This is a genomic window from Synechococcus sp. N26 (assembly GCF_900473975.1).
Taxonomy (GTDB): domain Bacteria; phylum Cyanobacteriota; class Cyanobacteriia; order PCC-6307; family Cyanobiaceae; genus Parasynechococcus.
Genome location: NZ_UCNM01000012.1, coordinates 1 through 20,404 on the forward strand (window position 1 = coordinate 1; position 20,404 = coordinate 20,404).

The 20,404-nt window shown below is 60.0% G+C and carries 26 protein-coding genes and 1 tRNA gene; 13 read left to right on the plus strand and 14 right to left on the minus strand.

Annotated features, from left to right (window positions below; all coding sequences use genetic code 11):
• A partial coding sequence (locus tag DXY33_RS12610) for a hypothetical protein (protein WP_115132952.1) occupies nucleotides 1-264 on the plus strand: 264 nt, incomplete at its 5' end.
• An 87-nt stretch (nucleotides 265-351) separates the two neighbouring features.
• On the opposite strand, the gene DXY33_RS12065 is transcribed toward DXY33_RS12610, so the two are convergent.
• The 8 genes from DXY33_RS12065 to DXY33_RS11215 all read right to left on the minus strand — a co-directional run bounded on the left by DXY33_RS12065 (nucleotide 352) and on the right by DXY33_RS11215 (nucleotide 4,898).
• Nucleotides 352-864: a hypothetical protein gene (locus DXY33_RS12065; protein ID WP_136975463.1), complete on the minus strand. Its 513-nt coding sequence runs from the start codon at nucleotides 862-864 to the stop codon at nucleotides 352-354.
• 126 nt (nucleotides 865-990) lie between these two features.
• Complete coding sequence (locus tag DXY33_RS11190) at nucleotides 991-1,494, minus strand: hypothetical protein (RefSeq protein ID WP_244276050.1); 504 nt, start codon at nucleotides 1,492-1,494, stop codon at nucleotides 991-993.
• Nucleotides 1,495-1,767: 273 nt separating this feature from the next.
• Nucleotides 1,768-2,037, minus strand: coding sequence for a hypothetical protein (locus tag DXY33_RS12545; protein WP_115132955.1), 270 nt, complete (start codon nucleotides 2,035-2,037; stop codon nucleotides 1,768-1,770).
• An 881-nt stretch (nucleotides 2,038-2,918) separates the two neighbouring features.
• On the minus strand, nucleotides 2,919-3,125 hold the full coding sequence (locus DXY33_RS12070) for a hypothetical protein (RefSeq protein WP_136975464.1): 207 nt from the start codon (nucleotides 3,123-3,125) through the stop codon (nucleotides 2,919-2,921).
• An 84-nt stretch (nucleotides 3,126-3,209) separates the two neighbouring features.
• Nucleotides 3,210-3,443 (minus strand): hypothetical protein, encoded by a 234-nt coding sequence (locus DXY33_RS11200; RefSeq protein WP_115132956.1) that lies wholly within the window; start codon nucleotides 3,441-3,443, stop codon nucleotides 3,210-3,212.
• An 83-nt stretch (nucleotides 3,444-3,526) separates the two neighbouring features.
• Nucleotides 3,527-4,249 carry a GAF domain-containing protein gene (locus tag DXY33_RS11205; protein WP_115132957.1) on the minus strand — a complete coding sequence of 241 codons (723 nt, stop codon included), beginning with the start codon at nucleotides 4,247-4,249 and terminating at the stop codon, nucleotides 3,527-3,529.
• 104 nt (nucleotides 4,250-4,353) lie between these two features.
• Nucleotides 4,354-4,656, minus strand: coding sequence for a gamma-glutamylcyclotransferase (locus tag DXY33_RS11210; RefSeq protein ID WP_115132958.1), 303 nt, complete (start codon nucleotides 4,654-4,656; stop codon nucleotides 4,354-4,356).
• Complete coding sequence (locus DXY33_RS11215; protein ID WP_011128549.1) at nucleotides 4,653-4,898, minus strand: NifU family protein; 246 nt, start codon at nucleotides 4,896-4,898, stop codon at nucleotides 4,653-4,655. The genes DXY33_RS11210 and DXY33_RS11215 overlap by 4 nt, the downstream gene beginning before the upstream one ends.
• An 80-nt stretch (nucleotides 4,899-4,978) precedes the next feature.
• Here DXY33_RS11215 and DXY33_RS11220 point away from each other — a divergent pair, with 80 nt between their 5' ends.
• Complete coding sequence (locus DXY33_RS11220) at nucleotides 4,979-6,487, plus strand: malate:quinone oxidoreductase (RefSeq protein ID WP_115132959.1); 1,509 nt, start codon at nucleotides 4,979-4,981, stop codon at nucleotides 6,485-6,487.
• A gap of 3 nt (nucleotides 6,488-6,490) precedes the next feature.
• Here DXY33_RS11220 and DXY33_RS11225 read toward each other — a convergent pair whose 3' ends face one another.
• Nucleotides 6,491-6,811 (minus strand): multidrug efflux SMR transporter, encoded by a 321-nt coding sequence (locus DXY33_RS11225; protein ID WP_170951045.1) that lies wholly within the window; start codon nucleotides 6,809-6,811, stop codon nucleotides 6,491-6,493.
• 71 nt (nucleotides 6,812-6,882) lie between these two features.
• Here DXY33_RS11225 and lepA point away from each other — a divergent pair, with 71 nt between their 5' ends.
• The 3 genes from lepA to DXY33_RS11240 are packed head-to-tail and all read left to right on the plus strand — an operon-like array spanning nucleotide 6,883 to nucleotide 9,835.
• On the plus strand, nucleotides 6,883-8,703 hold the full coding sequence (gene lepA / locus DXY33_RS11230; protein ID WP_115133046.1) for a translation elongation factor 4: 1,821 nt from the start codon (nucleotides 6,883-6,885) through the stop codon (nucleotides 8,701-8,703).
• 24 nt (nucleotides 8,704-8,727) lie between these two features.
• Entirely contained in the window at nucleotides 8,728-9,600 is an 873-nt protein-coding gene (locus DXY33_RS11235) for an ABC transporter permease (RefSeq protein ID WP_170950569.1), read from the plus strand.
• Nucleotides 9,601-9,619: 19 nt separating this feature from the next.
• Nucleotides 9,620-9,835 (plus strand): hypothetical protein, encoded by a 216-nt coding sequence (locus DXY33_RS11240; protein ID WP_115132961.1) that lies wholly within the window; start codon nucleotides 9,620-9,622, stop codon nucleotides 9,833-9,835.
• A 2-nt stretch (nucleotides 9,836-9,837) separates the two neighbouring features.
• Here the strand turns inward: DXY33_RS11240 and DXY33_RS12550 are convergent, their stop codons facing one another.
• Together DXY33_RS12550 and trmH are read right to left on the minus strand one after the other, a co-directional pair.
• Nucleotides 9,838-10,011, minus strand: coding sequence for a hypothetical protein (locus DXY33_RS12550; RefSeq protein WP_170951046.1), 174 nt, complete (start codon nucleotides 10,009-10,011; stop codon nucleotides 9,838-9,840).
• 63 nt (nucleotides 10,012-10,074) lie between these two features.
• On the minus strand, nucleotides 10,075-10,764 hold the full coding sequence (gene trmH, locus DXY33_RS11245) for a tRNA (guanosine(18)-2'-O)-methyltransferase TrmH (protein ID WP_115132962.1): 690 nt from the start codon (nucleotides 10,762-10,764) through the stop codon (nucleotides 10,075-10,077).
• Between the two features lie 83 nt (nucleotides 10,765-10,847).
• Between trmH and DXY33_RS11250 the strand changes: the two genes are divergently transcribed.
• Together DXY33_RS11250 and DXY33_RS11255 are read left to right on the plus strand one after the other, a co-directional pair.
• Nucleotides 10,848-11,228, plus strand: coding sequence for an MGMT family protein (locus DXY33_RS11250; RefSeq protein ID WP_244276054.1), 381 nt, complete (start codon nucleotides 10,848-10,850; stop codon nucleotides 11,226-11,228).
• A 3-nt stretch (nucleotides 11,229-11,231) separates the two neighbouring features.
• Nucleotides 11,232-12,569 carry a 16S rRNA (cytosine(967)-C(5))-methyltransferase gene (locus tag DXY33_RS11255; RefSeq protein ID WP_170951047.1) on the plus strand — a complete coding sequence of 446 codons (1,338 nt, stop codon included), beginning with the start codon at nucleotides 11,232-11,234 and terminating at the stop codon, nucleotides 12,567-12,569.
• 9 nt (nucleotides 12,570-12,578) lie between these two features.
• On the opposite strand, the gene DXY33_RS11260 is transcribed toward DXY33_RS11255, so the two are convergent.
• Genes DXY33_RS11260 through DXY33_RS11270 form a run of 3 tightly spaced genes read right to left on the minus strand, consistent with a single transcriptional unit; the run spans nucleotide 12,579 to nucleotide 15,807 of the window.
• On the minus strand, nucleotides 12,579-14,630 hold the full coding sequence (locus DXY33_RS11260) for a transglycosylase domain-containing protein (RefSeq protein WP_115132964.1): 2,052 nt from the start codon (nucleotides 14,628-14,630) through the stop codon (nucleotides 12,579-12,581).
• Entirely contained in the window at nucleotides 14,627-15,580 is a 954-nt protein-coding gene (gene chlG / locus DXY33_RS11265) for a chlorophyll synthase ChlG (protein ID WP_115081950.1), read from the minus strand. The genes DXY33_RS11260 and chlG overlap by 4 nt, the downstream gene beginning before the upstream one ends.
• Nucleotides 15,581-15,591: 11 nt before the next feature.
• Nucleotides 15,592-15,807: a DUF2862 domain-containing protein gene (locus tag DXY33_RS11270; protein WP_114988478.1), complete on the minus strand. Its 216-nt coding sequence runs from the start codon at nucleotides 15,805-15,807 to the stop codon at nucleotides 15,592-15,594.
• Nucleotides 15,808-15,863: 56 nt separating this feature from the next.
• Here DXY33_RS11270 and hisF point away from each other — a divergent pair, with 56 nt between their 5' ends.
• The 6 genes from hisF to DXY33_RS11300 all read left to right on the plus strand — a co-directional run bounded on the left by hisF (nucleotide 15,864) and on the right by DXY33_RS11300 (nucleotide 19,942).
• Nucleotides 15,864-16,634 (plus strand): imidazole glycerol phosphate synthase subunit HisF, encoded by a 771-nt coding sequence (hisF, locus tag DXY33_RS11275; RefSeq protein WP_115132965.1) that lies wholly within the window; start codon nucleotides 15,864-15,866, stop codon nucleotides 16,632-16,634.
• Nucleotides 16,631-17,332, plus strand: coding sequence for a bifunctional demethylmenaquinone methyltransferase/2-methoxy-6-polyprenyl-1,4-benzoquinol methylase UbiE (gene ubiE / locus DXY33_RS11280; protein WP_115132966.1), 702 nt, complete (start codon nucleotides 16,631-16,633; stop codon nucleotides 17,330-17,332). The genes hisF and ubiE overlap by 4 nt, the downstream gene beginning before the upstream one ends.
• 79 nt (nucleotides 17,333-17,411) lie before the next feature.
• Complete coding sequence (locus DXY33_RS11285) at nucleotides 17,412-17,762, plus strand: hypothetical protein (RefSeq protein ID WP_115132967.1); 351 nt, start codon at nucleotides 17,412-17,414, stop codon at nucleotides 17,760-17,762.
• Nucleotides 17,763-17,804: 42 nt separating this feature from the next.
• Nucleotides 17,805-18,695, plus strand: coding sequence for a glycine--tRNA ligase subunit alpha (glyQ, locus tag DXY33_RS11290; RefSeq protein WP_115008732.1), 891 nt, complete (start codon nucleotides 17,805-17,807; stop codon nucleotides 18,693-18,695).
• Between the two features lie 346 nt (nucleotides 18,696-19,041).
• Nucleotides 19,042-19,830: a hypothetical protein gene (locus DXY33_RS11295; RefSeq protein ID WP_115132968.1), complete on the plus strand. Its 789-nt coding sequence runs from the start codon at nucleotides 19,042-19,044 to the stop codon at nucleotides 19,828-19,830.
• Nucleotides 19,831-19,855: 25 nt separating this feature from the next.
• Nucleotides 19,856-19,942: transfer RNA gene (locus tag DXY33_RS11300), tRNA-Ser, on the plus strand.
• Nucleotides 19,943-20,404 lie beyond the last annotated feature (462 nt).

Genomic DNA, 20,404 nt, shown 5'->3' on the forward strand with positions numbered 1-20,404 from the left:
GGGATCAAGGATTTCTTCCGTGACAGTCCGATAATCAAGTCGCGATGGCTACAGAAAGTTGTCGTTAGTGCGCCTAACGCCTACTGGCCTAACGCCACACGCGAAACTGAGATAAGGAATCAGCTTTGTATGGACGTCCGCTTGAAGGTCGCAATGAGCGCGGTGCTCATTGCGGCAATGTTTGTAACCGCTGCTGGCGGTAACTGGTTGACGTTCCTTTTCTTCGCCGCCATGGCGGTCATCGTGACTTGGGAAACCAGCTAAATAGGCTTCATTAACTGGGTTAACGCTGACCTCGTTACCCACATTGTTCCGAGAGCTTGAATTCTGCGTTCCTGAGGCGGGTTGACGTCAAAATTGAGATTGACCTGATGTACGTCGCGAGGTTGGGTCAGAAGCTGAAGACTGTCCTGGAGGGTTCTCCTCAGTACTTGTCTCAGAGGCCATATCCTCAACCTCTGAAACCGGTTGATCCGTCGCTTGACTTACTGAAGACTCAGGTTGAGTTGAAGGGGTTGTGACCCGAGTGGCGCAGTCGCGTCTGATTTTTTGGACATCCAAGGCGAATTGATTGGCTGCTCCCCCTGCCAGTAAGGCTTGCTCCATATCTCCTAGTTCATCCATCAGGACTGCAAACGCTCGGTATCGAGGAACAAGCAAGTCCATCCCTGCAGTGATCCTTCCGCTGTTGGCGCACCGCCCATCGAGGTCAAGGTCTGCGACCTCTTCAAGCCTCTCGTCCACCTCTTCGAGAAGTTCGTTGATCTGCGCTTGAAGTTTCTCTGCTACCTGAGCGGCTGTCGGTTCCGCAGGTTTACAAGCAGCCAGCAACAGCAGGGGCAGAAGCAGCAGAAGTCTTTTCATACCTCTGATTGTGCCTTGATCTCGCTTCTGGCGCCCAGCCCATGTGCTTCTGTACTACGCAGCGGGCAAGGAAGTGGGTCGCCAGATCAGTTGGAGTGCGTAATGCCCAACTTGATCGACGTTGGATCACAGTTGGTAGCTGCAGGTTGTTTGCCACTGATCAAGACCGCCATAACCGTCGTTTTCCAAGTAGGTCACACGAACATCGACACCGTTGCTTTCGTTGGCGACGTACAGGTGATCTACGAAGACATAGCTCCCTGGATCCCACAGAGCAGCTTTGATTGCCTGCTCACAGTTTTGAACCAAGCCCTGACGTGAAGCGGCCTTCAGCCTTTCAGCAGGCTCCACATAAGCCTTGAGCTCTTCACATTTGAAATGTTTGTCTCCTTTCCCCGGTTCAGCCTTGTTGAGTTGGGCACGAGTCCAGTCGCACCTCTTGAAGTCAGAGATGATCCCGGCACTCTTGAAATCAAAGTGGGATTTGCCCTGCTTGTCGGTTAACGCAGAAGAAGCAGCATCACCTCTAGCCGACTTTGTTGAGAGGAACGCGTCTGCATGGCTGTAGTAAGCCCGAGCTCCTAGGCCAACTGCGACAACAAGCACAGCCGAGGGAATCCAGCGTCGCACTCTCATTGGTCTATTAAGGCCGGAGTCAAGGATGTCAGAGGTAGCAATTCAGACCCTCGGCAGGATCAGGCTCAGTGGTGGCCCTTTGCAGCGAATGCTTCAGCTGACTGGCTGCGAGTGCAGTCAACAGCGTTGGCGCCTCCAACGAAAACAGCCAAGAACATGATCGCGACGATCACGCTGCCAAAGATGTAGGAGATAGGAGATTTCATGCCGAACTAACGGCGTTATCTGGCCCGGGTGACGTCATTTGATACTGCGCCAGCGTTCAAATCAGACCCAAGCAGGCTTTGGGCAACGCCTATCAGCAGAAGCTGCGGAATATTCCAGATACTCCTCCAATGGCTTACCTGCATAGAGGCAGTGCCGGTAATGCTCAACCTTCCGGAATAGGAAATCCATCTCCCTCTTCAGGTCACTCACGTTCTGCTCATATGCCTCTTCTGCTGACCTGAGCCTGTAGACGGCCTGCACGTACGCCTCTTCTGCATTCCGCAGCTTGTGCTGCGGTGCGAACGAGTCAAAGCTCTTCCGGAGTGACATTTGTCCAAACCGTTGTGGCAATGATGCCAGCGGTTCAGATCCTCGTGCAGATGTGAGTCACGAGATCAGCGTTTACCAAGTTGAAGACGCTTCAATCGTCTCGCCACCCCGTCCAAACTCCAGCAGAAATTTCTGAGGCCCGTCTACGTACTGGCATGGACCTGGAAGCCCCCCATGCCCCTCCTATTTTTGAAATTTCGCAGGACTGGGTAGTGGCTCAGTCGCTTTACCAGCATTCCTCCAAGCCAACCCAGCTTCGATTGCAGTGCCAGCTGCCTGCTGCACAAGGGCCATTGAGGAGGGCCGCCCCTCCCAGGTGGAAGAGACGGCCTAGCTCGCTTGTTCAGGATTGGTCGATCAATTGTTGATCAGCCTCCAGTGGCTACTCCCACAACAACAGTCGCAATAGAAACCACGATGCCTCCCCACTTCACCCATTCCGTGCCGTGATCATGAGTGTTGGCGAAAAGAAGAGCGCCAAGCTGAAGAACAACAAGCTTTTCGAACATGAAAGAAGAGCCAATGGCGGCCCCTTTGTAACCTAGTGTACGTGTTCGTGCGGTTACGTTCCCTCTCGAATTATGTATTGCTTGTTACTTTCGTGTGTCATGGCTCAGGGTGTTGTCGGCTGACTGTGTCGACCAAATTCCGTGACTAAAGGTGTGACTAAAGCTTTCTTGTCTCCTCTTTGAGAACCATTGTGCTGCATGCGATCTGAGCTTGTGCAAGGAGTAGTGCGTCCTAGTTGAAGTAGGTCTTGTTCTGCAGGGCAGGGCAGAGGTCGCGCATGGTCACGCCTATGGCGTGAGCCAAAGGATCGGTGTCACCACGTTGGCAGTGGCGTCGTCGCTCTTCAGAGTCTTTGCTTCTTGCTCAACGACTCAGACCCACCTTTTTCTGAACTGTTTTTCAGCGGTTCGTTCCATCTGCCAGCCCGACCAACGTCGCCATTCGATTTCTGCGGCCGTCAGACATTGATCTGCAAGCGATTCTTTTTGATTGTTCGCTGTGCCAAAGCGGATGGGGCAAGCAGGACAAGCGTTCATCTCGAGCTCCCCATTTGATTCAACCTTGTCGTACAGGTTCAACCGATGGTGGTTGTGATTGCTACCGAACCAAATTGATCAGTATTTCAACTCAGTTTGTCGTCCAATCTGTCGCTTTGGACGACATCAGCTGGCTTTGAGGTAGACCTTGCGGCCATTGGCATCCACCTTGTAGCGACCACCCCGTGGACCGATGTGAATTACATCGGTGCTTGATGTGTTGATCGGGGTTGGTGGCTCCAGAGATTCCGGCTCAACCTCTATGGGGGCTGGAATCTCAGGTGTTTGTGTCCTCAGGTGTGGTGCTGCCTTGAAGATATTCAGCCCGAGCTTGCGATACAGAAAATCTGCAATTCGCATGACGCATTACTGGAACTACTTTTTATTTTCCGGCGATGTCAAGTCTGTGATGGCGCTGATCCAAGCGCCCGGTTCCAATTGCCTTACCGCTGATTGTTCGACGACTCTTCTCGATTGCTTTGCACGTCGGGGAAGTGCTCGTTCATGCAGTCCGGGCAGATGCCATGGCTGAAATTCAGCGTGCTGTGCTGCATCAGGAATCGTTCGATCGGTTGCCAGAACCCTTCGCTGTCGCGGATCGATTTGCAGTAGCTGCATGTGCTGATTAAGCCTTGAGCGTGATGCATCTGACAGAACTCATCCATCAGAGCCAGGGATCGGCGTCTGAGTTCCAGCAGAGTGGTGGCCTGTTCCGCCAGGCCTTCCATCACCTTGTACTGCGAATTCGTGAGCGATTTGGGAATGCGATCAATCACGCAAAGCGTTCCAATGCGGTGGTTGATGTCGGTTTTCAAGGGGAAGCCTGCGTAGAGCCGAATGTGGGGTTCTTCCTGAACGAGGGGGTTGTCGCGGAATTTCTCGTGAAACAGCGCGTCCTCCACCACCAGAGGCTTGGAATCGAGAATCGTGTGGGCGCAAAAGGAAATATCCCTGTCGGTTTCGCTGGCTTCAAGGCCCACCTTTGATTTGAACCATTGACGCTTTTCATCCACCAGAGAGATCAGGGCAATCGGTGACTGGCAGATCTCTGATGCCATCCGAGTGATGTTGTCAAAGGCCTGTTCGGGCTTTGTTCCCAGAATCCGATATTCACTGAGGGACCTCAGCCTGGCTGCTTCGTTGATCGGTTTGGGTGCTGCCTGCATCGGCCCACCTCACTTGGTATGTCAATGGTCTAAGGCATCATTTTTTTATTTTCTGTAAATGTGCAGTGCGAAAAATTTAGCTTTGTGGATTTTGCTTTCTTCGATTAATTAATTCTTGGGGCTGCTTCATAGAGCCACGCGCTGCGGCCATCCCTGAGGGTCACGCTGCTGCGTTGATACACCTCAGGCACCTCCTCCCAATCATCCAAGGCGGGCCAACAAGGCTCGGGCACCCAATACACCTCTCCTGAAATGGCCCCATTGCCTCGCTGCAGCATCGGGTAGCCCCGGTGCTGGATCTCGATGAAGCCGTCAACGATGCCGTCGCTGTCTCGTTTGGCGCCCTTCAGCAAGTGATGGGCGCTGCCGTTGCTTTTGAGTGATCCGTAGACGAAGAGGCGCTTCAGAGCACCTGCACCACTTCACTCACTTCTGGGATCGACTCGCGCATCTTGCGTTCGATGCCCATCTTCAAGGTCATCGTGCTGCTGGGGCAGCTGCCGCAGGCTCCCTGCAGTCTCACTTTCACGATCGGGCCGTCCAGTTCCACCACTTCAACGTTGCCGCCGTCGGCCATCAGGAAGGGGCGCAGCTCATCCAGCACCTTCTCCACGTTCTCAAGCGTGAGGGCCATGGTTTCAGTGCTCATCGGGATGAACCAGACATCAAGTCCTCAAGGTTACGGAGTGGCCCCATAGGGTGACGAGAGCGGTTAACCCTCCAGCTCCGGTGCAGCACGACGGTTCGTTCAATCCAGAGGCCCGTTACGACGCCGTGCTGGTGGGCGCCGGAATCATGAGCGCCACTCTGGCGGCGCTTCTGCACGAACTCGACCCGCAGCTGCGGATTCTTCTGGTGGAGCGCCTGGAAGCGCCTGCCCTGGAGAGCAGTGCAGCGGTGAACAATGCCGGCACCGGCCATGCCGCCAACTGTGAGCTGAACTACACCCCGATCCAGGCGGATGGCACCGTCGCGACGGCCAAAGCGGTGGCCATCAATGCCTCGTTTGAACGCAGCCTGGAGTTCTGGAGCTCGCTGCAGGAGCGGGGCGATCTGGACACCAGCAGCTTCCTCCACCAGGCGGCACACATCAGCGCCGTGTGGACGCTGGAGAACATCGCCTTTTTGCGTCAGCGCTTTAGCCAACTGAAAGACCTACCGGCCTTTGCGCGGATGCGCTGGAGCGAAGACCAGGCCGAGCTCACCGAATGGATGCCTTTGGTGATGGCGGGCCGCGATCTCAAGCAGCCGGTGGCGGCCACCCGGATTGATCGGGGCACGGATGTGGATTTCGGCACCCTCACCCGGGCTTATCTGATGCCGTTGCAGCAGAGCGGAGCGCTCTGCGTGGAGTACGGCACCCAAGTTCAAGACCTCAAACGCCTGCGCCACAGCGACATGACTGAGGCCGACTGGCGCGTGGTGCTTAAAGGGCCCTCCGGCAAAAAAGAAGTGCGTGCACCCTTTGTCTTCCTTGGTGCCGGGGGTGGGGCCCTGCCGCTGCTGCAACGCTCCGGGATTCCGGAGGCCGCTGATTTCGCGGGCTTCCCGGTGAGCGGCCTCTGGTTGGTCTGTGGTGATGCCCAACTGGCGGATCGTCAGCGGGCCAAGGTGTATGGCAAGGCGGCTGTGGGAGCCCCTCCAATGTCGGTGCCACACCTCGACACCCGCTGGATCGATGGCAAACGCTCGCTGCTGTTCGGCCCCTTTGCCGGTTTCAGCAGCAAGTTCCTCAAGCAGGGTTCCCTGTTGGACCTCCCTGCTTCTGTGAGGGCCACCAATTTGCTGCCGATGCTGCAGGTGGGGGCCACCAATTTCGAATTGGTGCAGTACCTGATCAATCAGCTGCGCCAGAGCCCAGCCGAGCGGCATGAAGCGCTGCAGCAGTTCATGCCTACCGCCCGCGCCGACGACTGGACCCTCTCGGTGGCGGGCCAGCGGGTGCAGATCATCAAACGCAGCAAGCAGGGCGGACGGCTGCAGCTGGGAACCGAGGTGGTGGCTTCCGGAGATGGCTCCCTGGCGGCGCTGCTGGGGGCCTCCCCGGGAGCGAGCACAGCGGTGACGATCATGTTGGAGGTGTTGCAGCGCTGCTTCAAGCAACGGCTCGACAGCGACGCCTGGCAGCAGCGGTTGCAGGCGCTGTTGCCGAGCATCCATGAAGACCCGCAGCAGGATCCGCAGGTGCTGAACCGGATGCGGGAACGCAGCGATGCCCTGCTGGGGCTCGCCGCCTGAGCGTCATTCCCCCAGGTTCACCAACACCACTCCGGCGGTGATCAGAGCGATGCCGATCAACTGGGTGGGCTGCAGCATCTGGCTGTAGGCAAACCGGCCCACCAGCGCGATTACAACAGTGCCGATGCCGCTCCAGAGGGCATACGTAATCCCCAGGGGGATGCTCAGCACCACCTTGGAGAGCAGAGCCATCGCAAGGGCGTAGGCGCTGAACACCAGCAGTGTGGGCAGCGGTCGGGTCATGCCCTCCGACAAGCGCAGGCAGGAGGTGCCGATCACCTCAGCGCTGATCGCCAGCAGCAGCAGGGTCCAGGGATTGCTCATGACCACTGGTGCCGCTCCTTAGGATTGTGGCAACGATGCTTTCTGGACCCGAGACGGGATTCCGCCGCTGCATGACCGACGCCCCCGTCTCACGGATCCGCAACTTCTGCATCATTGCCCACATCGACCACGGCAAGTCGACGCTGGCCGACCGTTTGCTGCAGGACACGGGCACCGTGGCCAACCGGGACATGCAGGACCAGTTCCTGGACAACATGGACCTGGAGCGGGAGCGGGGGATCACCATCAAGCTTCAGGCCGCCCGGATGAACTACACGGCGGCCGATGGGGAGGAGTACGTCCTCAACCTGATCGATACTCCTGGCCACGTCGATTTCTCCTATGAGGTGAGCCGCAGCCTTCAGGCCTGTGAGGGGGCGCTGCTGGTGGTGGATGCCAGCCAGGGCGTGGAAGCCCAGACCCTGGCCAACGTGTATCTGGCGCTGGACAACGATCTCGAGATCATCCCGGTGCTCAACAAGATCGACCTGCCCGGTGCGGATCCGGATCGGATCAAAGAGGAAGTGGAGGCGATCATCGGCCTTGATTGCAGCAATGCCATTCCCTGTTCGGCCAAGACCGGCATGGGTGTGCCCGAGATCCTGCAGGCCGTGGTGGACCGCGTGCCCCCGCCGAAGGATGCGGTAGAGGAACCCACCAAGGCCTTGATTTTCGACTCCTATTACGACCCTTACCGGGGCGTGATCGTTTACTTCCGGGTGATGAGCGGCCGGATCAACTGCAAAGACAAGGTGCTGTTGATGGCCAGCAAGAAGACCTATGAGCTCGATGAAATCGGGATCATGGCGCCTGATCAGAAGAAGGTGGATGAGCTCCACGCCGGCGAGGTGGGCTACCTAGCGGCATCGATCAAGGCCGTGGCTGATGCCCGTGTGGGCGACACGATCACCCTGGTGAATGCACCCGCGGATGAGCCTTTGCCCGGTTACACCGAGGCCAAGCCGATGGTGTTCTGCGGCCTGTTCCCCACCGAGGCAGACCAGTATCCGGATCTGCGCGATGCCCTCGACAAGCTGCAGCTTTCCGATGCCGCGTTGAAGTATGAGCCGGAAACCAGCAGCGCCATGGGCTTTGGCTTCCGCTGTGGCTTCCTTGGCCTGCTGCACATGGAGATCGTGCAGGAGCGGCTGGAGCGCGAGTACGACCTCGATCTGATCGTCACCGCGCCATCGGTGATTTACAAGGTGAACATGATCGATGGCTCCGAAGTGATGGTGGACAACCCCGCCACCCTTCCCGATCCACAGAAGCGCGAGTCGATCGAAGAGCCCTATGTGCGCATGGAGATCTACGCGCCGAACGATTACAACGGCGCCTTGATGGGCCTCTGCCAGGAACGGCGCGGGGATTACATCGATATGAAATACATCACCACTGATCGGGTGACGTTGATCTATGAATTGCCGCTGGCGGAGGTGGTGACCGACTTCTTCGATCAGATGAAGACGCGTACCCAGGGCTATGCCTCGATGGAATACAGCCTGATTGGATATCGCAAGAACCAGTTGGTGCGGCTGGATGTGCTGATCAACGGCGAGCGGGCCGATGCTCTCACCACGATCGTCCACCAAGACAAGGCTTACAACGTAGGTAAGGCGTTGGTGGAGAAACTGAAGGAACTGATTCCTCGCCAGCAGTTCAAGATCCCTATTCAGGCGTCGATTGGTAGCCGGATCATTGCCTCTACCAGCATCAGTGCCATCCGTAAGGATGTGCTCGCCAAGTGCTATGGCGGCGACATTTCACGGAAGAAGAAACTGCTGAAGAAGCAGGCCAAGGGCAAGAAGCGGATGAAGGCGATGGGCAAGGTGGATGTGCCTCAGGAGGCCTTCATGGCGGTGCTGAAGCTCAATGATGGTGGGGGGAATTAACCCTCTTCCGTAGTTCGGGAGACAATGCATCTGCCTGAGGCCAACCTGCCTGTGACCCGCAGCCTCTCCACCCGCATGGCCCGCTGGGGCCTTGTGATTGTGGGGATCTATCTGCTGGTGGCCTTGATCACACCGTTGTTGGTGAGTGCTGGCGTCCTTCCGGACGCCAATGCCGGCCTGGAGAATCCGATCTATTCCGCTCCAAGCTGGACCCATTGGTGCGGCACCGACCGGCTCGGCCGGGATGTGTGTGTGCGCACCATGGCCGGCAGTGGAGTGGCGCTTCAGGTGGTGTTGCTGGCGGTGGGTGTGGCCCTGCTGGTGGGTGTTCCCCTGGGCATGGTGAGCGGTTATTTCGGCGGTGCTGTCGATCGCCTGATGGTGCTGCTCATGGATACGCTCTACACGCTGCCGGTGTTGTTGCTTTCGGTGGTGTTGGCTTTTTTGCTTGGTAAGGGCATCCCCAATGCCGCCGCCGCCCTATGTGTGGTGTATGTGCCGCAGTATTTCCGCGTGGTGCGCAATCAAACCGCCCAGGTGAAGAGCGAGCTGTTTGTTGAGGCCGCCCAGAGCCTCGGGGCGGGGCCGCTCTGGATCCTGCGGCGCTACCTGTTCCGCAACGTGATCACCTCCGTGCCGGTGCTGCTCACCCTCAATGCCGCCGATGCGGTGTTGGTGCTGGGCGGATTGGGATTTCTTGGCCTGGGTCTGCCGGAGACCGTGCCTGAATGGGGTGGTGATCTCAACCTGGCCCTTGCAGCAGTGCCCACCGGGGTGTGGTGGACCGCGCTGTTCCCCGGCCTGGCGATGTTTGTGTTGGTGCTGGGACTGTCCTTCCTTGGAGAAGGCATTGAGGCCTGGGTGAGCGGCGCGGAAGCCCGGCCCGCGTCAGACTGACTCCATCGGCACGGGTGTGATGGCCTGGTGGATCAGCTTGCTGTTGCTGAGCATGGCCGCGTTGCTCTGGAAAAAGAGCTGCGACAGCACCGATGACGTGATCGCTTTGCTCGAGCGCATCCTGGCCACCACCTTGATGTTGGTGGTGGTGCTGGTCAGCCGCAATCTGCTGCTCGAAACGGCGGTGTTGATCGCCGCGGTTCAGTTGCCAGGAGTGGCGCAGCGACCGCGCTGATCTCAGGCTGGTTTCGGTGCCTTCACCTCACGGATCGAAATCCGGCAGGAGCTGGGGAAGATGGCGTGGGCCGCTTCCACGGCATGGCTGAGATTGTCGGACTGGAGCATTTCTTCGCCCCATTCGTTGCCGCAGTGGTAGGTGACCGCGTACTGGTGCAGCTGTTTGTCGTCCATTGCTGACAATCCGCTGCTTTGGTTATGGCCCAGGGTTCACGGAGATACAAGTCTTCCCTTGGATCAGCAGCGCAGCTTCACAGTTCGCGGCAACTCCTCCATCAGCTCTCCTTCCTCACTCAAGGCGGGGTAGGGCCGTTCCTGCTCCCGGCACCAGCGGGCTACCTCGGGGTAGGACCACTCAAACAGCAACTGCTGGTACTGCTCTGGCTTCAGACCTTCCCCCTGGGTTGGAGCGAGTCCGGCCACCTGGCGTTGGCGCAGCGCCTCAAACAGCAGGGTTGCGGTGGCGACTGAAACGTTCAGGGACTGAACCATGCCGCGCATCGGGATGAACAGCGCTTCATCCATAAGGTCCCGGGCCTGATCGGTCAGCCCCCATTTCTCGGCCCCGAGCACGAAGGCGGTGGGGCCGGTGAAGTCGCACTCCCGGTAGTCCTTGGCATTCACCCCGAGATGGGTTCCGTAGAGACGGAACCCTTTCGCTTTGAGATGGCGGATGGCTGTTTCGGTGTCGGGATGGTCGTGCAGAGGCACCCATTTCTGGCTGCCCTGGGCCGTGCTGTTGAACGTGCGTGGTCGCCCGTCAAAACTCACCGCGTGGGCCTCCAGCGCGCCAACGGCATCACAGCTGCGCAGGATGGCGGAGAGGTTGTGCGGTTTCTCCACGTGTTCGAGCAGCACCGTGAGATCCGCCATGCGGTGGTTGAGCACGGATTTCAGCCGCTCAAACCGTCGCGGCAGCAGGGGCATGGGCGGTCAGTCGGGAGAGAGCAACAGGTGGGGTCCTTCCATGCTTTGGGGTCTGGAATGACAATCAAGAAGTCAGCGCTTCCGTGGCCATCCAGATCCCGCCCAAGGATCCCTCCGTTGAACCGTACGTCTCCGGCGGCACGTTTGATCAGCGTGTCTGGAGCCAGGTGGCCCGTATTCCCTACGGTCGGTTGGCGACCTACGGCCAGATCGCTGATTTGATCGGTGCCTTTGGTTGTGCGCGTCAGGTGGGTTGGGCCTTGCGGCGGCTCAAGCTCCCGTCCAGCGTTCCCTGGCACCGCGTGGTGAACGCTCAGGGCCGGATTTCGATGAGCCTCAGCCGTGAGGGCAGTGATTGGATCCAGCGGGATCTTCTGCTGGCTGAGGGCATTCCGGTGGATGAGGAAGGACGCTTGCCGCTGCGTCAGTTCCTCTGGCACCCGGACGCCCATGCTGGGGACTGATGCGTGTCGCTTTTGTCTGATTCGGCTCCGATTGGACTGCTGCCGCGCCGTCTCGCCTGGGATGTGTTGCAGGCGGTTGCGGCTGGGGCCTATGCCGATGTGGCGCTGGAGCGGGTGCTGCGGGAGCGGGACCTCAAGCCTTCGGATCGGGGATTGGTGACCGAGCTGGCCTATGGCGCGATCCGCCAACGGCGCACCCTCGATGCCTGGTTGGATCGGTTGGGCAAGGTGCCGGCCGAGAAGCAACCGCCCAAGCTGCGCTGGCTGTTGCATGTGGGGCTCTATCAACTGCTGCTGATGGAGCGGATTCCAGATTCAGCAGCGGTGAACACCGCTGTGGAATTGGCCAAAACCAGCAAGGGAATGGCTCGGCTGGCCCCTGTGGTGAACGGGGTTCTTCGGGCGGCGCTGCGGACGCGTGAGGCCGGCGAAACTCTCCCATTGCCCAACGATTTGCCGGCTCAGCTCGCCCAGGCCCATTCCCTGCCGGATTGGTTCACCCAGTTGTTGATCGAATGGCGCGAGGCGGAGGGGGCCGCGGCGGTGGCCAGCGCCTGCAACCGTGTGCCGGACCTGGATTTGCGGGTGAACCGGTTGCGATCAAGCCCTTCGCAGGTGCAGAAGGATCTGGCTGCCGCTGGCATCAACAGCGAGCCCATCGTTGGTTGTCCCGACGGCCTGCGCATCTCAGGCCACAGCGGCGATCTGCGCCACTGGCCTGGTTATGCCGAGGGCCATTGGTGTGTGCAGGATTGTTCGGCGCAATCGATTGCACCTCTGCTCGATCCCCAGCCGGGAGATCGCATCTTGGATGCCTGTGCGGCTCCGGGGGGCAAAGCCACCCATGTGGCGGAGTTGGTGGGAGATCAGGCGGAGATCTGGGCTGTGGACCGTTCAGCCGGACGGCTGAAGCGCGTTGCAGCCAATGCCGCCCGGCTTGGCCTCGCCTCCATCAATGCCCTGGCTGCGGATGCTGCCAATCTTTTGGAGCAGCGCCCCCAATGGCGTGAATCCTTTCAGCGGATCCTGATCGATGCCCCCTGCTCAGGGCTGGGAACCCTGGCCCGTCACCCCGATGCCCGTTGGCGGGTGACGCCCCAATCCATTCGTGGTCTTTTGCCCAAACAACAAGCTCTCCTGGACGGGCTTGTGCCGTTATTGGCTCCCCAAGGCGTGTTGGTGTACGCCACCTGTACCATTCATTCCGATGAAAATCAGAAACAGATCCAGGCGTTGTTGAAGCGACATCAATCGCTCTGCCTGGAGCAGGAGAGCCAGCTCTGGCCGGATCAAGCCAGCGGAGGAGATGGCTTCTATTCGGCTGTGCTGAAGCGGGCTTAAGGCCCTGGATCAATCCCGGTTCCAGCGACGTCCCTGGCGATCAACGCTCCTGCCTGGCGAGCTGTCTCTCCAGAGATAGGGGGTCTGGCGAGGCGGAGGCGCCAAGGGCGTGAGATCGGGCAGGCCGGTCTGCCCCGTCGGTTGAGCTCCATCAGGATCGCCGCTGCCATTCCCCTTCTCCTGCTCTGGTTTGGTCTTCGGTGGCTTGGCGATCGTTTTCGGGTCAACAGCCAAACGCACTTTGCGTTTCAGCTTGGGTTTGTCGGGGAAGTTGCGGACGGGGATCTCGTCCTTGATCTGGAGCATGAACTGCTTCCAAGCCCATGCCGCCTCGCCGCTGGTGCTCTTGGTGGCGCGGTCGTCGTCGTATCCGAACCAGACGCCCGTTGTGAGCTGAGGAATCGAGCCGATGAACCAAAGATCACGGGTGTTCTCTGACGTTCCCGTTTTGCCTGCCACCTGGCGATCATCGAGTTTTGCGGCGATGCCGGTGCCGCCGGTCACCACCCGCTGCAGCATCCAGTTCATGGTGTCCGCCACATCACTATCAATCGCTCGCTTGCCTCGGTTGTCGCTCAGGCGTCGGCTCCAAAGCAGCTCATTCTTCGGTCCTCGGATTTCCTCAAAGGGGCTGGGTGAGAAGAACACGCCGCGGTTGGCCATGCCTGCATAGGCGGCGGTCATGTCGAGGATGGTTTGCTCGTAGGCCCCGATGGCCATGGGGTAGTACTTGCCGAGAGGCCGATCGGTGCCGATGTTGAAGTTGTTGGCAACCTCAATGACGGCATCAAATCCAACGATTTCCTGCAGTTGAACCGCCACCGTGTTCAGTGAGTTCTTCAGGGCATCGGCCAGGGAGATGTTGCCGTAGTACTTGTTGCCAAAGTTTTTTGGGCAGTAGCCGTTCCAGCACCGCTTGGCATCAAACACTTTGGTTTCGGGCTTCATTCCCCGATCAATGGCCGCGGCGTAGGGAAACAGCTTGAAGGTGGAGCCCGGAGAGCGCAGCGCCAGAATGGTGCGGTTGAACTGGCTCTTGGAGAAATCCTTGCCGCCCACCATTACCCGCACCAGTCCGTTGCCTGGATCGATCGAAACCATCGCGCCTTCTGTGTCGAAGGGGGCATTGGCTCGAATCACCTGCTGAGCCTTCTTCTGCCAGTCGAGATTCAGGCTGGTGCGTACCTTGATCCCGCCCACCTCCAGTTGCTCTGGCGTCAAGAATTTGGGCAGCTCCTGGGCAATCCAGGTGGTGAAGTAGGGCGCTGAACTGTTGAAGTACTTGGGTGTTGCTGGCTTCAGGCCGAGGGGGCTGTTGTGACCGCGCTCTGCCTCGCTGGCGGAGATGAATCCGGCCTGGGCCATGCGATCCAGAACGATCGAGCGCTGTTCCTTGGCCAGATCTGGGTTCACCAGGGGTGAATAAATCGATGGAGCTGGCGGCAGCCCAGCGATCATGGCTGCTTCAGGAACCGTGAGCTGCTCCGGGGTTTTGGAGTAGTAGATCCAGGCCGCATCGGCAACGCCATAAGCGCCGGACCCCAGGTAGACGTAATTGAGGTACTGCTCGAGGATCTGCTGCTTGCTTAGCTGGCGCTCCAGCTTCATGGCCAGAGCCGCTTCCTTGAGTTTGCGGGTGATGGTGCGGTCTTGGCTCAAAAAGACGGTTCGAGCCAGCTGCTGGGTGATGGTGCTTGCCCCTTCCCGAACCGCCCCTTGGCGGACATTGGTGACGATGGCCCTGGCGATGCCCCAGCCATCAACACCGTCGTGCTGATAAAAGCGACGGTCCTCGGCCGCGATAAAGGCCTCAGCCACCGTTGGCGGCATCGCACCGGGTTTCACCTTCTCCCGCGTGGCTGGCCCCAGCTTCTGGATCACCTTGCCGTTGGTGGAGAGCAGGGTGATCGTTCCCGGCCGATTGAAGCTGGCTATCCCCCGGGCATCAGGCAGCGTGGCATCCACCAGTTCCGTCAGGGCGCGCATGCTTAGAGCAGCGCCCACGCCCACTGCAGCTGCTGTGCCAGCGATCAGTGCCCAGTGCAGGCGGGAACGGTTCACATCACCTGGGTCAAGGGGCTATGGCCCACTGCCAGAGCGGTCACCAGCATGCCGAGCACCAGGAAGGGCTGGGCACTGGCCTGATATTTCACGTCAAAGGCCACGGGATCTCTCAGCAGCCAGATGTCCTGAAAGGTGATCTGGGGAACGATCAAGAGAACCAGCAGAACCGCTGCAAAATGCTGGCCGATCCCGATCAAGACGGCAACCATCGCCAGCTGAAAAACATCGATCATCGCGGCGCTGATCCAACTGGCGCGTTTGATGCCGAACACCACTGGCAGCGATTGAAGTCCGAGTTCACGGTCGCCCTCAACGCTCTTGAAGTCGTTGACGACAGCGATGCCGAGGCCCGCAAGGCTGTAGGCCAGGGTGAGCAGTGCAGTGCCCCAGGTCAGCTGCCCAAACAGGGCCTGGCCGGCCCACCAGGGCAGGGCGATGTAGCTGGCGCCGAGGGCGTAGTTCCCCAGCCAACCGTTCTGCTTCAGCTTCAGCGGAGGTGCTGAATAGATGTAGCTCACAAACGAGCCACCCAATGCCAGCAGAAACACCACAGGGGTGGTGTGGCCGGCCCAACGGTCGAGTCCGTAGGACACGCCCAAACCGGCGAGCAGCAGCACCCAGATCTGCAGCTTCACCTGGCCCAGTGGAATCGCTCCCGACGGGATTGGCCGATACGGCTCGTTAATCGCGTCGATCTCGCGGTCGTAGTAGTCGTTGATGGTTTGGGTGAAGCCCGCCAGCAGGGGGCCGCTCATCAACATGCAGGCGAAGGCGGCGAGCACGTGATCCACACGCCACTCGTAGTTGCCGCTGGCTGCGGCACCACAGACCACCCCCCAGATCAAGGGGATCCAGGTGACCGGTTTCATCAGCTGCAGCCGCAGCTTCCAGATGTTGGTGGTGCCTGAGGCACCTTTCATCCCAAGCAGCTGACGCGCGTCGCTCACGGAGTCAGTCCTCAGGCGGCGGCGATTTCGTCTTCGAAGAACCAGCTGGTGGAGCCATCGCTGAGCTCAACAACCACACCGATTCCTTTGCCGTCGACGGTGCGGAAATCCTTCACCGTGCCGTTGGCGTCCTTCTTGAGAAGGTCAACCATGGCCTGGGGAATGCGATCACGCACGCGGGTCACGCGAACCTTGGAGCCGATCGAAATGGCGTCAGCCTGGGACATGGCCTGCGAGGCTTGGAGAGTGGCGCAACCCTAACAGTCGCTTTTGCGCCGAATCGATGGTTGCTCTGCGTCTGATTCCTTGCCTGGATGTCGCCCGGGGACGGGTGGTGAAAGGTGTCAATTTCGTTGGCCTGCGCGATGCCGGCGATCCAGTGGAGCTGGCTTGCCGTTACAGTCGGGCAGGGGCGGATGAACTCGTTTTCCTCGACATCGCAGCCAGCCATGAGGGGCGCGGCACCCTGATCGACATGGTGCGTCGCACAGCTGAATCGGTCACGATCCCTTTCACGGTTGGCGGTGGCATCAGCACCGTTGAGGGAATCACCGAGTTGCTGCGGGCCGGTGCCGACAAGGTGAGTCTCAACTCATCGGCGGTGCGGCGGCCTGAGCTGGTGCGAGAGGGGGCCGATCAGTTCGGCTGCCAGTGCATCGTCGTGGCCATTGATGCTCGTCGTCGCGATGCCGGCGGCTGGGATGTGTACGTGAAGGGAGGCCGCGAGAACACGGGCCTCGATGTTGTGGAGTGGGCCCAGCGGGTGGCAGGCCTCGGGGCTGGAGAGATCCTCCTCACTTCCATGGATGGTGATGGCACCCAGGCTGGTTATGACCTCGCCCTGACCAGGGCCGTGGCCGATGCGGTCCCTATCCCGGTGATCGCCTCCGGTGGTGCGGGTTGCCTGGATCACATCGCTGAGGCGTTGGAGGTGGGCCCCGAGGGAGGCCATGCTTCCGCAGCCTTGCTGGCCTCGTTGCTGCACGACGGTGTTCTCACCGTGGAACAGATCAAGCAAGATCTGCTTTCCCGTGGCCTGACGATCCGTCCATGAAGCCTGGTGATCCCGCGGCGGTGGAACAGCTGTTTGACGCTGTCGCTCCTCGCTACGACCGCCTCAACGATGTGCTCAGTTTCGGGTTGCATCGCCAGTGGAAACGTCAGTTGGTGCGCGCCCTTAAGCCGGTGGCAGGCGAGCATTGGCTGGATCTGTGCTGCGGAACAGGGGACTTGGCCCTGGAGCTGGGGCGCCGTGTTCGCCCCGCTGGTGCTGTCACTGGTCTCGATGCCGCCGCTGCTCCGCTTGAGCGCGCCCGCCAGCGCCAGCGCCAGCAGCCCTGGTTGCCGGTGACCTTCCAGCAAGGGGATGCCCTCGACACCGGACTGCCCAGTGCCTGCGTGGATGGTGCGGTGATGGCCTACGGATTGCGCAATCTGGCTGACCCCCTGCAGGGGCTGAAGGAACTGTGCCGGCTGTTGAAGCCCGGCGGGCGTGCCGGGGTGCTGGACTTCAACCGTCTGCCCCAAAGCGGCGCGGCGGCTGCCTTTCAGCGTTTCTATCTGCGTCGCCTGGTGGTGCCCGCTGCCGCCTCTGTGGGCTTACGGGAGGAATACGCCTACCTGGAGAAAAGCCTGGAGCGCTTTCCTGCGGGGCCTGAACAGGAGCGGTTGGCACGGCAGGCGGGATTTGCCGAAGCGAACCACCGCTCGCTCGCGGCAGGACAGATGGGCCTGTTGATCCTTAGGGCATAAATCTTGACCTGCGTCGCTTGCGACAAACCCCGCTGCTGACGTAGGAAAGCTGAAGAGAACGTTAAGGGGAGGTTCCGGTTTGGCGTTTCCGCTGCCGAAGCTGCTGCCCCGCATTGAAGAGCTGCTTCAGGAAGTGCAGTGGCTGGATGGCCTGATCCTGATCACCGACTCCGACCGCGCCTGTTTCGTCTCCTTCTCGCAGGTGGATCCACTGTTGCGTCGCCTGCGCCAGCGCCCCAAGGGACTGGAGGTGGCTGAAAAGCTCTGCATGTCCTTGCTGGATTGCCATGGCAAGGGGGGTGCAAAGCCCGTCCTGGTGTTTCAGGGGGATGGCAGTTTCTGGCTCGGAATGATTGGTCCCAGCGGCAACAATCCGCATCGCCATCACGCCATCGCGCACCTGCACCGATGCCTGGCTTTGGAGGGCTGACCGGCCACTGGGCAGAATCGGAACCCAGGACGCCCCGGCCCAGTGCATTTCCAAGACATCATCAGCACGCTCAACCGGTTCTGGGCAGATCAGGGATGTCTGTTGCTGCAGCCCTACGACACCGAGAAGGGTGCCGGCACCATGAGCCCCCACACGGTGCTCCGAGCCATTGGCCCTGAGCCCTGGGCCGTGGCCTATCCCGAACCCTGCCGTCGCCCCACCGATGGCCGTTATGGCGACAACCCCAACCGGGCACAGCACTATTTCCAGTACCAGGTGCTGATCAAGCCATCCCCAGATGGTATCCAGGAGACCTATTTGGCGTCATTGGAGGCGTTGGGCATTAAGGCCGCTGACCACGACATCCGTTTCGTCGAAGACAACTGGGAGTCCCCAACCCTCGGCGCCTGGGGTGTGGGCTGGGAAGTGTGGCTCGACGGCATGGAGGTGACCCAGTTCACCTATTTCCAGCAATGCGGCGGCATCGATTGCAAGCCCGTTTCGATTGAGATCACCTACGGGCTTGAGCGGCTGGCGATGTATCTCCAAGACGTGGAAAGCATCTGGGACCTCAGCTGGAACAGCGAGCGCAGTTATGGCGAGATCTGGCTGCCGTTTGAAAAGGGGCAGTGCCACTTCAACTTTGAGGCCTCCAACCCCGAGCGGCTCAAGCAGTTGTTCGCCATCTATGAAGCGGAAGCGGCAGATCTGATCGAGAAGCAGCTGCCGGCACCGGCCTTGGATTTCGTTCTGAAGTGCAGCCACACCTTCAACCTGCTGGAGGCCCGTGGCGTGATTTCCGTGACGGAGCGCACCGCCACCATCGGTCGGATCCGCAACCTGGCCCGCAAGGTGGCCGAGGCCTGGCTGGCGGAACGGGAGGCCCTTGGTTTCCCGCTCTTGAAAGGGGGAACTCTCGAGACAGCGGCCTGATGGTTTCTGCGTCGACGTCGTTCTGCTGATGCCATTGCCCTCTGTCTCCTGGCGCTCTTTGTGCTTCGAGGGGTGTTGTGGGGGGCGCCGACGCCGAGCCGAGCCGATCCATCTCGCCTGATTCAGACGCCACCGGCGGTCGTGGCGATCAGCAGTCGCTTGCTTGCCAATGTGCGCCGTTTTCCCTCGGGTTGCTCCGGTCTGTTGGAGGTGGATCGAGTCGAGGATCGCGGGGTTAAGGGTCGAACCGAGCAGCAGTTGCCTGATTGCCCTGCACCCCTTCTGCAGGCTGTCCTATCCAGGCTACGGGGTGCTGAGGCGTCCGCTGCCAGCGGTACACCCGCTGTTGCTGGGATCGGCAGAACGTCTGGCCCGCCAAGGCAGTTGGAGTCAGCTGCGGGTCGAGAGCATCGAAGTGCTCCAGCTTCCATGGACGCCGTTGGCTGATCTGCGGCGCGATGTTGCTCAACGGTTGCAACAGGCCGTGGGACCGCGGCGGGGCTGTTTCCTGGCCACTCTGGTGCTGGGCTTGCTGCCTTGGTTGCTGGGGGCAGGGCCCTGTCGCGGGTGCTGGTCGTTGATCCCCCTGGCAACCGCCCTTCTTCTCCACGGCCTGGTGCAGTTGGGCGATGGTTTGGAGACGGTGGAGCGGTTTGATCGTCACTTGTTGCTGGCTCGCCATCGTGGGCGTGCCGCTCTTGTGAGCACCCATGGCGATGCGCGCAGTTGCCGAATGGCCAAGAGACTCCCAGCCGTGCACGGCCACGCCTGTCTGGACTGGGTGCTGCTTTTGGATCCTGTGGCCACGGACGTGCTGGCCTGCTGGCAAGCGCTGGCCCATCGCGTTGAGGCTCCCCAGCAAGGTCAAGCTCCAATCGCCATCAGCCAGGTGCCTCGGAGCGATGGACTATCGGTGCAGCGCCTGCAGCCTCGCTCTGGAGCAATTGTGATGCGGGTAAGGCATCAGCGCTGGCAACTGCTCCCAAGCCTTCATGCCTTGTGGGCACTGCAGCATCGGCAGCGATCAGAATCCCGGCAGCTAATCAACGGAACATGGCTGGGGTTCAAGCCTTCCGCACCCCAGTGCTGTTGGCTTCTGAAGCATGGAGCAGGTGCCCGGTTCGTCGGCCTTTAAACTGCGGGGACGCCTGAGGGCGTGTGGAGAGGTGGCAGAGTCCGGTTGATTGCGCACGACTCGAAATCGTGTAGGGGTAACACCCTCGTGGGTTCGAATCCCACCCTCTCCGTATTTCTGAGAATCATTCTTAGTAGCTTCGTCCCCTGAAATTGACTGTGCTGCAGTCGGTTTCGGGGGATTAGCTTTTTGGGAGCTAGCCCAATCAAGCCAATGCGCCTCGATCTTGCTTTGGTCTGCGCAGGAGCCCTCTCGCTCTTAGTTTTTCCTGCCCAGGCGAACCAAATGTTCCGAGCAGGCGGAAGCAGTGGAACCTCCTGCCCTTCTGGCTCCCAATACCGCGGCAGTGGATTCTGCAGAGCCACAAAGCCGAACTATCAGTTCTTCCGCGCTGGAGGCAGCAGTGGGACGTCCTGTCCCAGCGGATCTCAGTACAGGGGCAATGGCTTCTGCCTAGCGCGCTGAGCAGGGCTGAGCTCCATCGGCTGGCAAAGGCTTAGCGGGAGTGGGCATAAAGACCAACGCATTCGCGAGACCCATGCGTCTTAAGATTCTCGCAAGTATTGGGCGAGCC

What these genes read in the sequence shown, in the direction of transcription:
- trmH (WP_115132962.1), bottom strand. Translation starts at nt 10,764, where the DNA reads ATGCCCCTGCTGCCGCGACGGTTTGAGCGGCTGAAATCCGTGCTCAAC.
- DXY33_RS12550 (WP_170951046.1), bottom strand. Translation starts at nt 10,011, where the DNA reads ATGGACGACAAACAGCTGCACCAGTACGCGGTCACCTACCACTGCGGC.
- DXY33_RS12065 (WP_136975463.1), bottom strand. Translation starts at nt 864, where the DNA reads ATGAAAAGACTTCTGCTGCTTCTGCCCCTGCTGTTGCTGGCTGCTTGT.
- DXY33_RS11215 (WP_011128549.1), bottom strand. Translation starts at nt 4,898, where the DNA reads ATGAGCACTGAAACCATGGCCCTCACGCTTGAGAACGTGGAGAAGGTG.
- hisF (WP_115132965.1), top strand. Translation starts at nt 15,864, where the DNA reads ATGGTTGCTCTGCGTCTGATTCCTTGCCTGGATGTCGCCCGGGGACGG.
- DXY33_RS12545 (WP_115132955.1), bottom strand. Translation starts at nt 2,037, where the DNA reads ATGTCACTCCGGAAGAGCTTTGACTCGTTCGCACCGCAGCACAAGCTG.
- DXY33_RS11240 (WP_115132961.1), top strand. Translation starts at nt 9,620, where the DNA reads ATGGCCTGGTGGATCAGCTTGCTGTTGCTGAGCATGGCCGCGTTGCTC.
- DXY33_RS11225 (WP_170951045.1), bottom strand. Translation starts at nt 6,811, where the DNA reads ATGAGCAATCCCTGGACCCTGCTGCTGCTGGCGATCAGCGCTGAGGTG.
- DXY33_RS11200 (WP_115132956.1), bottom strand. Translation starts at nt 3,443, where the DNA reads ATGCGAATTGCAGATTTTCTGTATCGCAAGCTCGGGCTGAATATCTTC.
- ubiE (WP_115132966.1), top strand. Translation starts at nt 16,631, where the DNA reads ATGAAGCCTGGTGATCCCGCGGCGGTGGAACAGCTGTTTGACGCTGTC.
- lepA (WP_115133046.1), top strand. Translation starts at nt 6,883, where the DNA reads ATGACCGACGCCCCCGTCTCACGGATCCGCAACTTCTGCATCATTGCC.
- DXY33_RS11205 (WP_115132957.1), bottom strand. Translation starts at nt 4,249, where the DNA reads ATGCAGGCAGCACCCAAACCGATCAACGAAGCAGCCAGGCTGAGGTCC.
- DXY33_RS11270 (WP_114988478.1), bottom strand. Translation starts at nt 15,807, where the DNA reads ATGTCCCAGGCTGACGCCATTTCGATCGGCTCCAAGGTTCGCGTGACC.
- DXY33_RS11235 (WP_170950569.1), top strand. Translation starts at nt 8,728, where the DNA reads ATGCATCTGCCTGAGGCCAACCTGCCTGTGACCCGCAGCCTCTCCACC.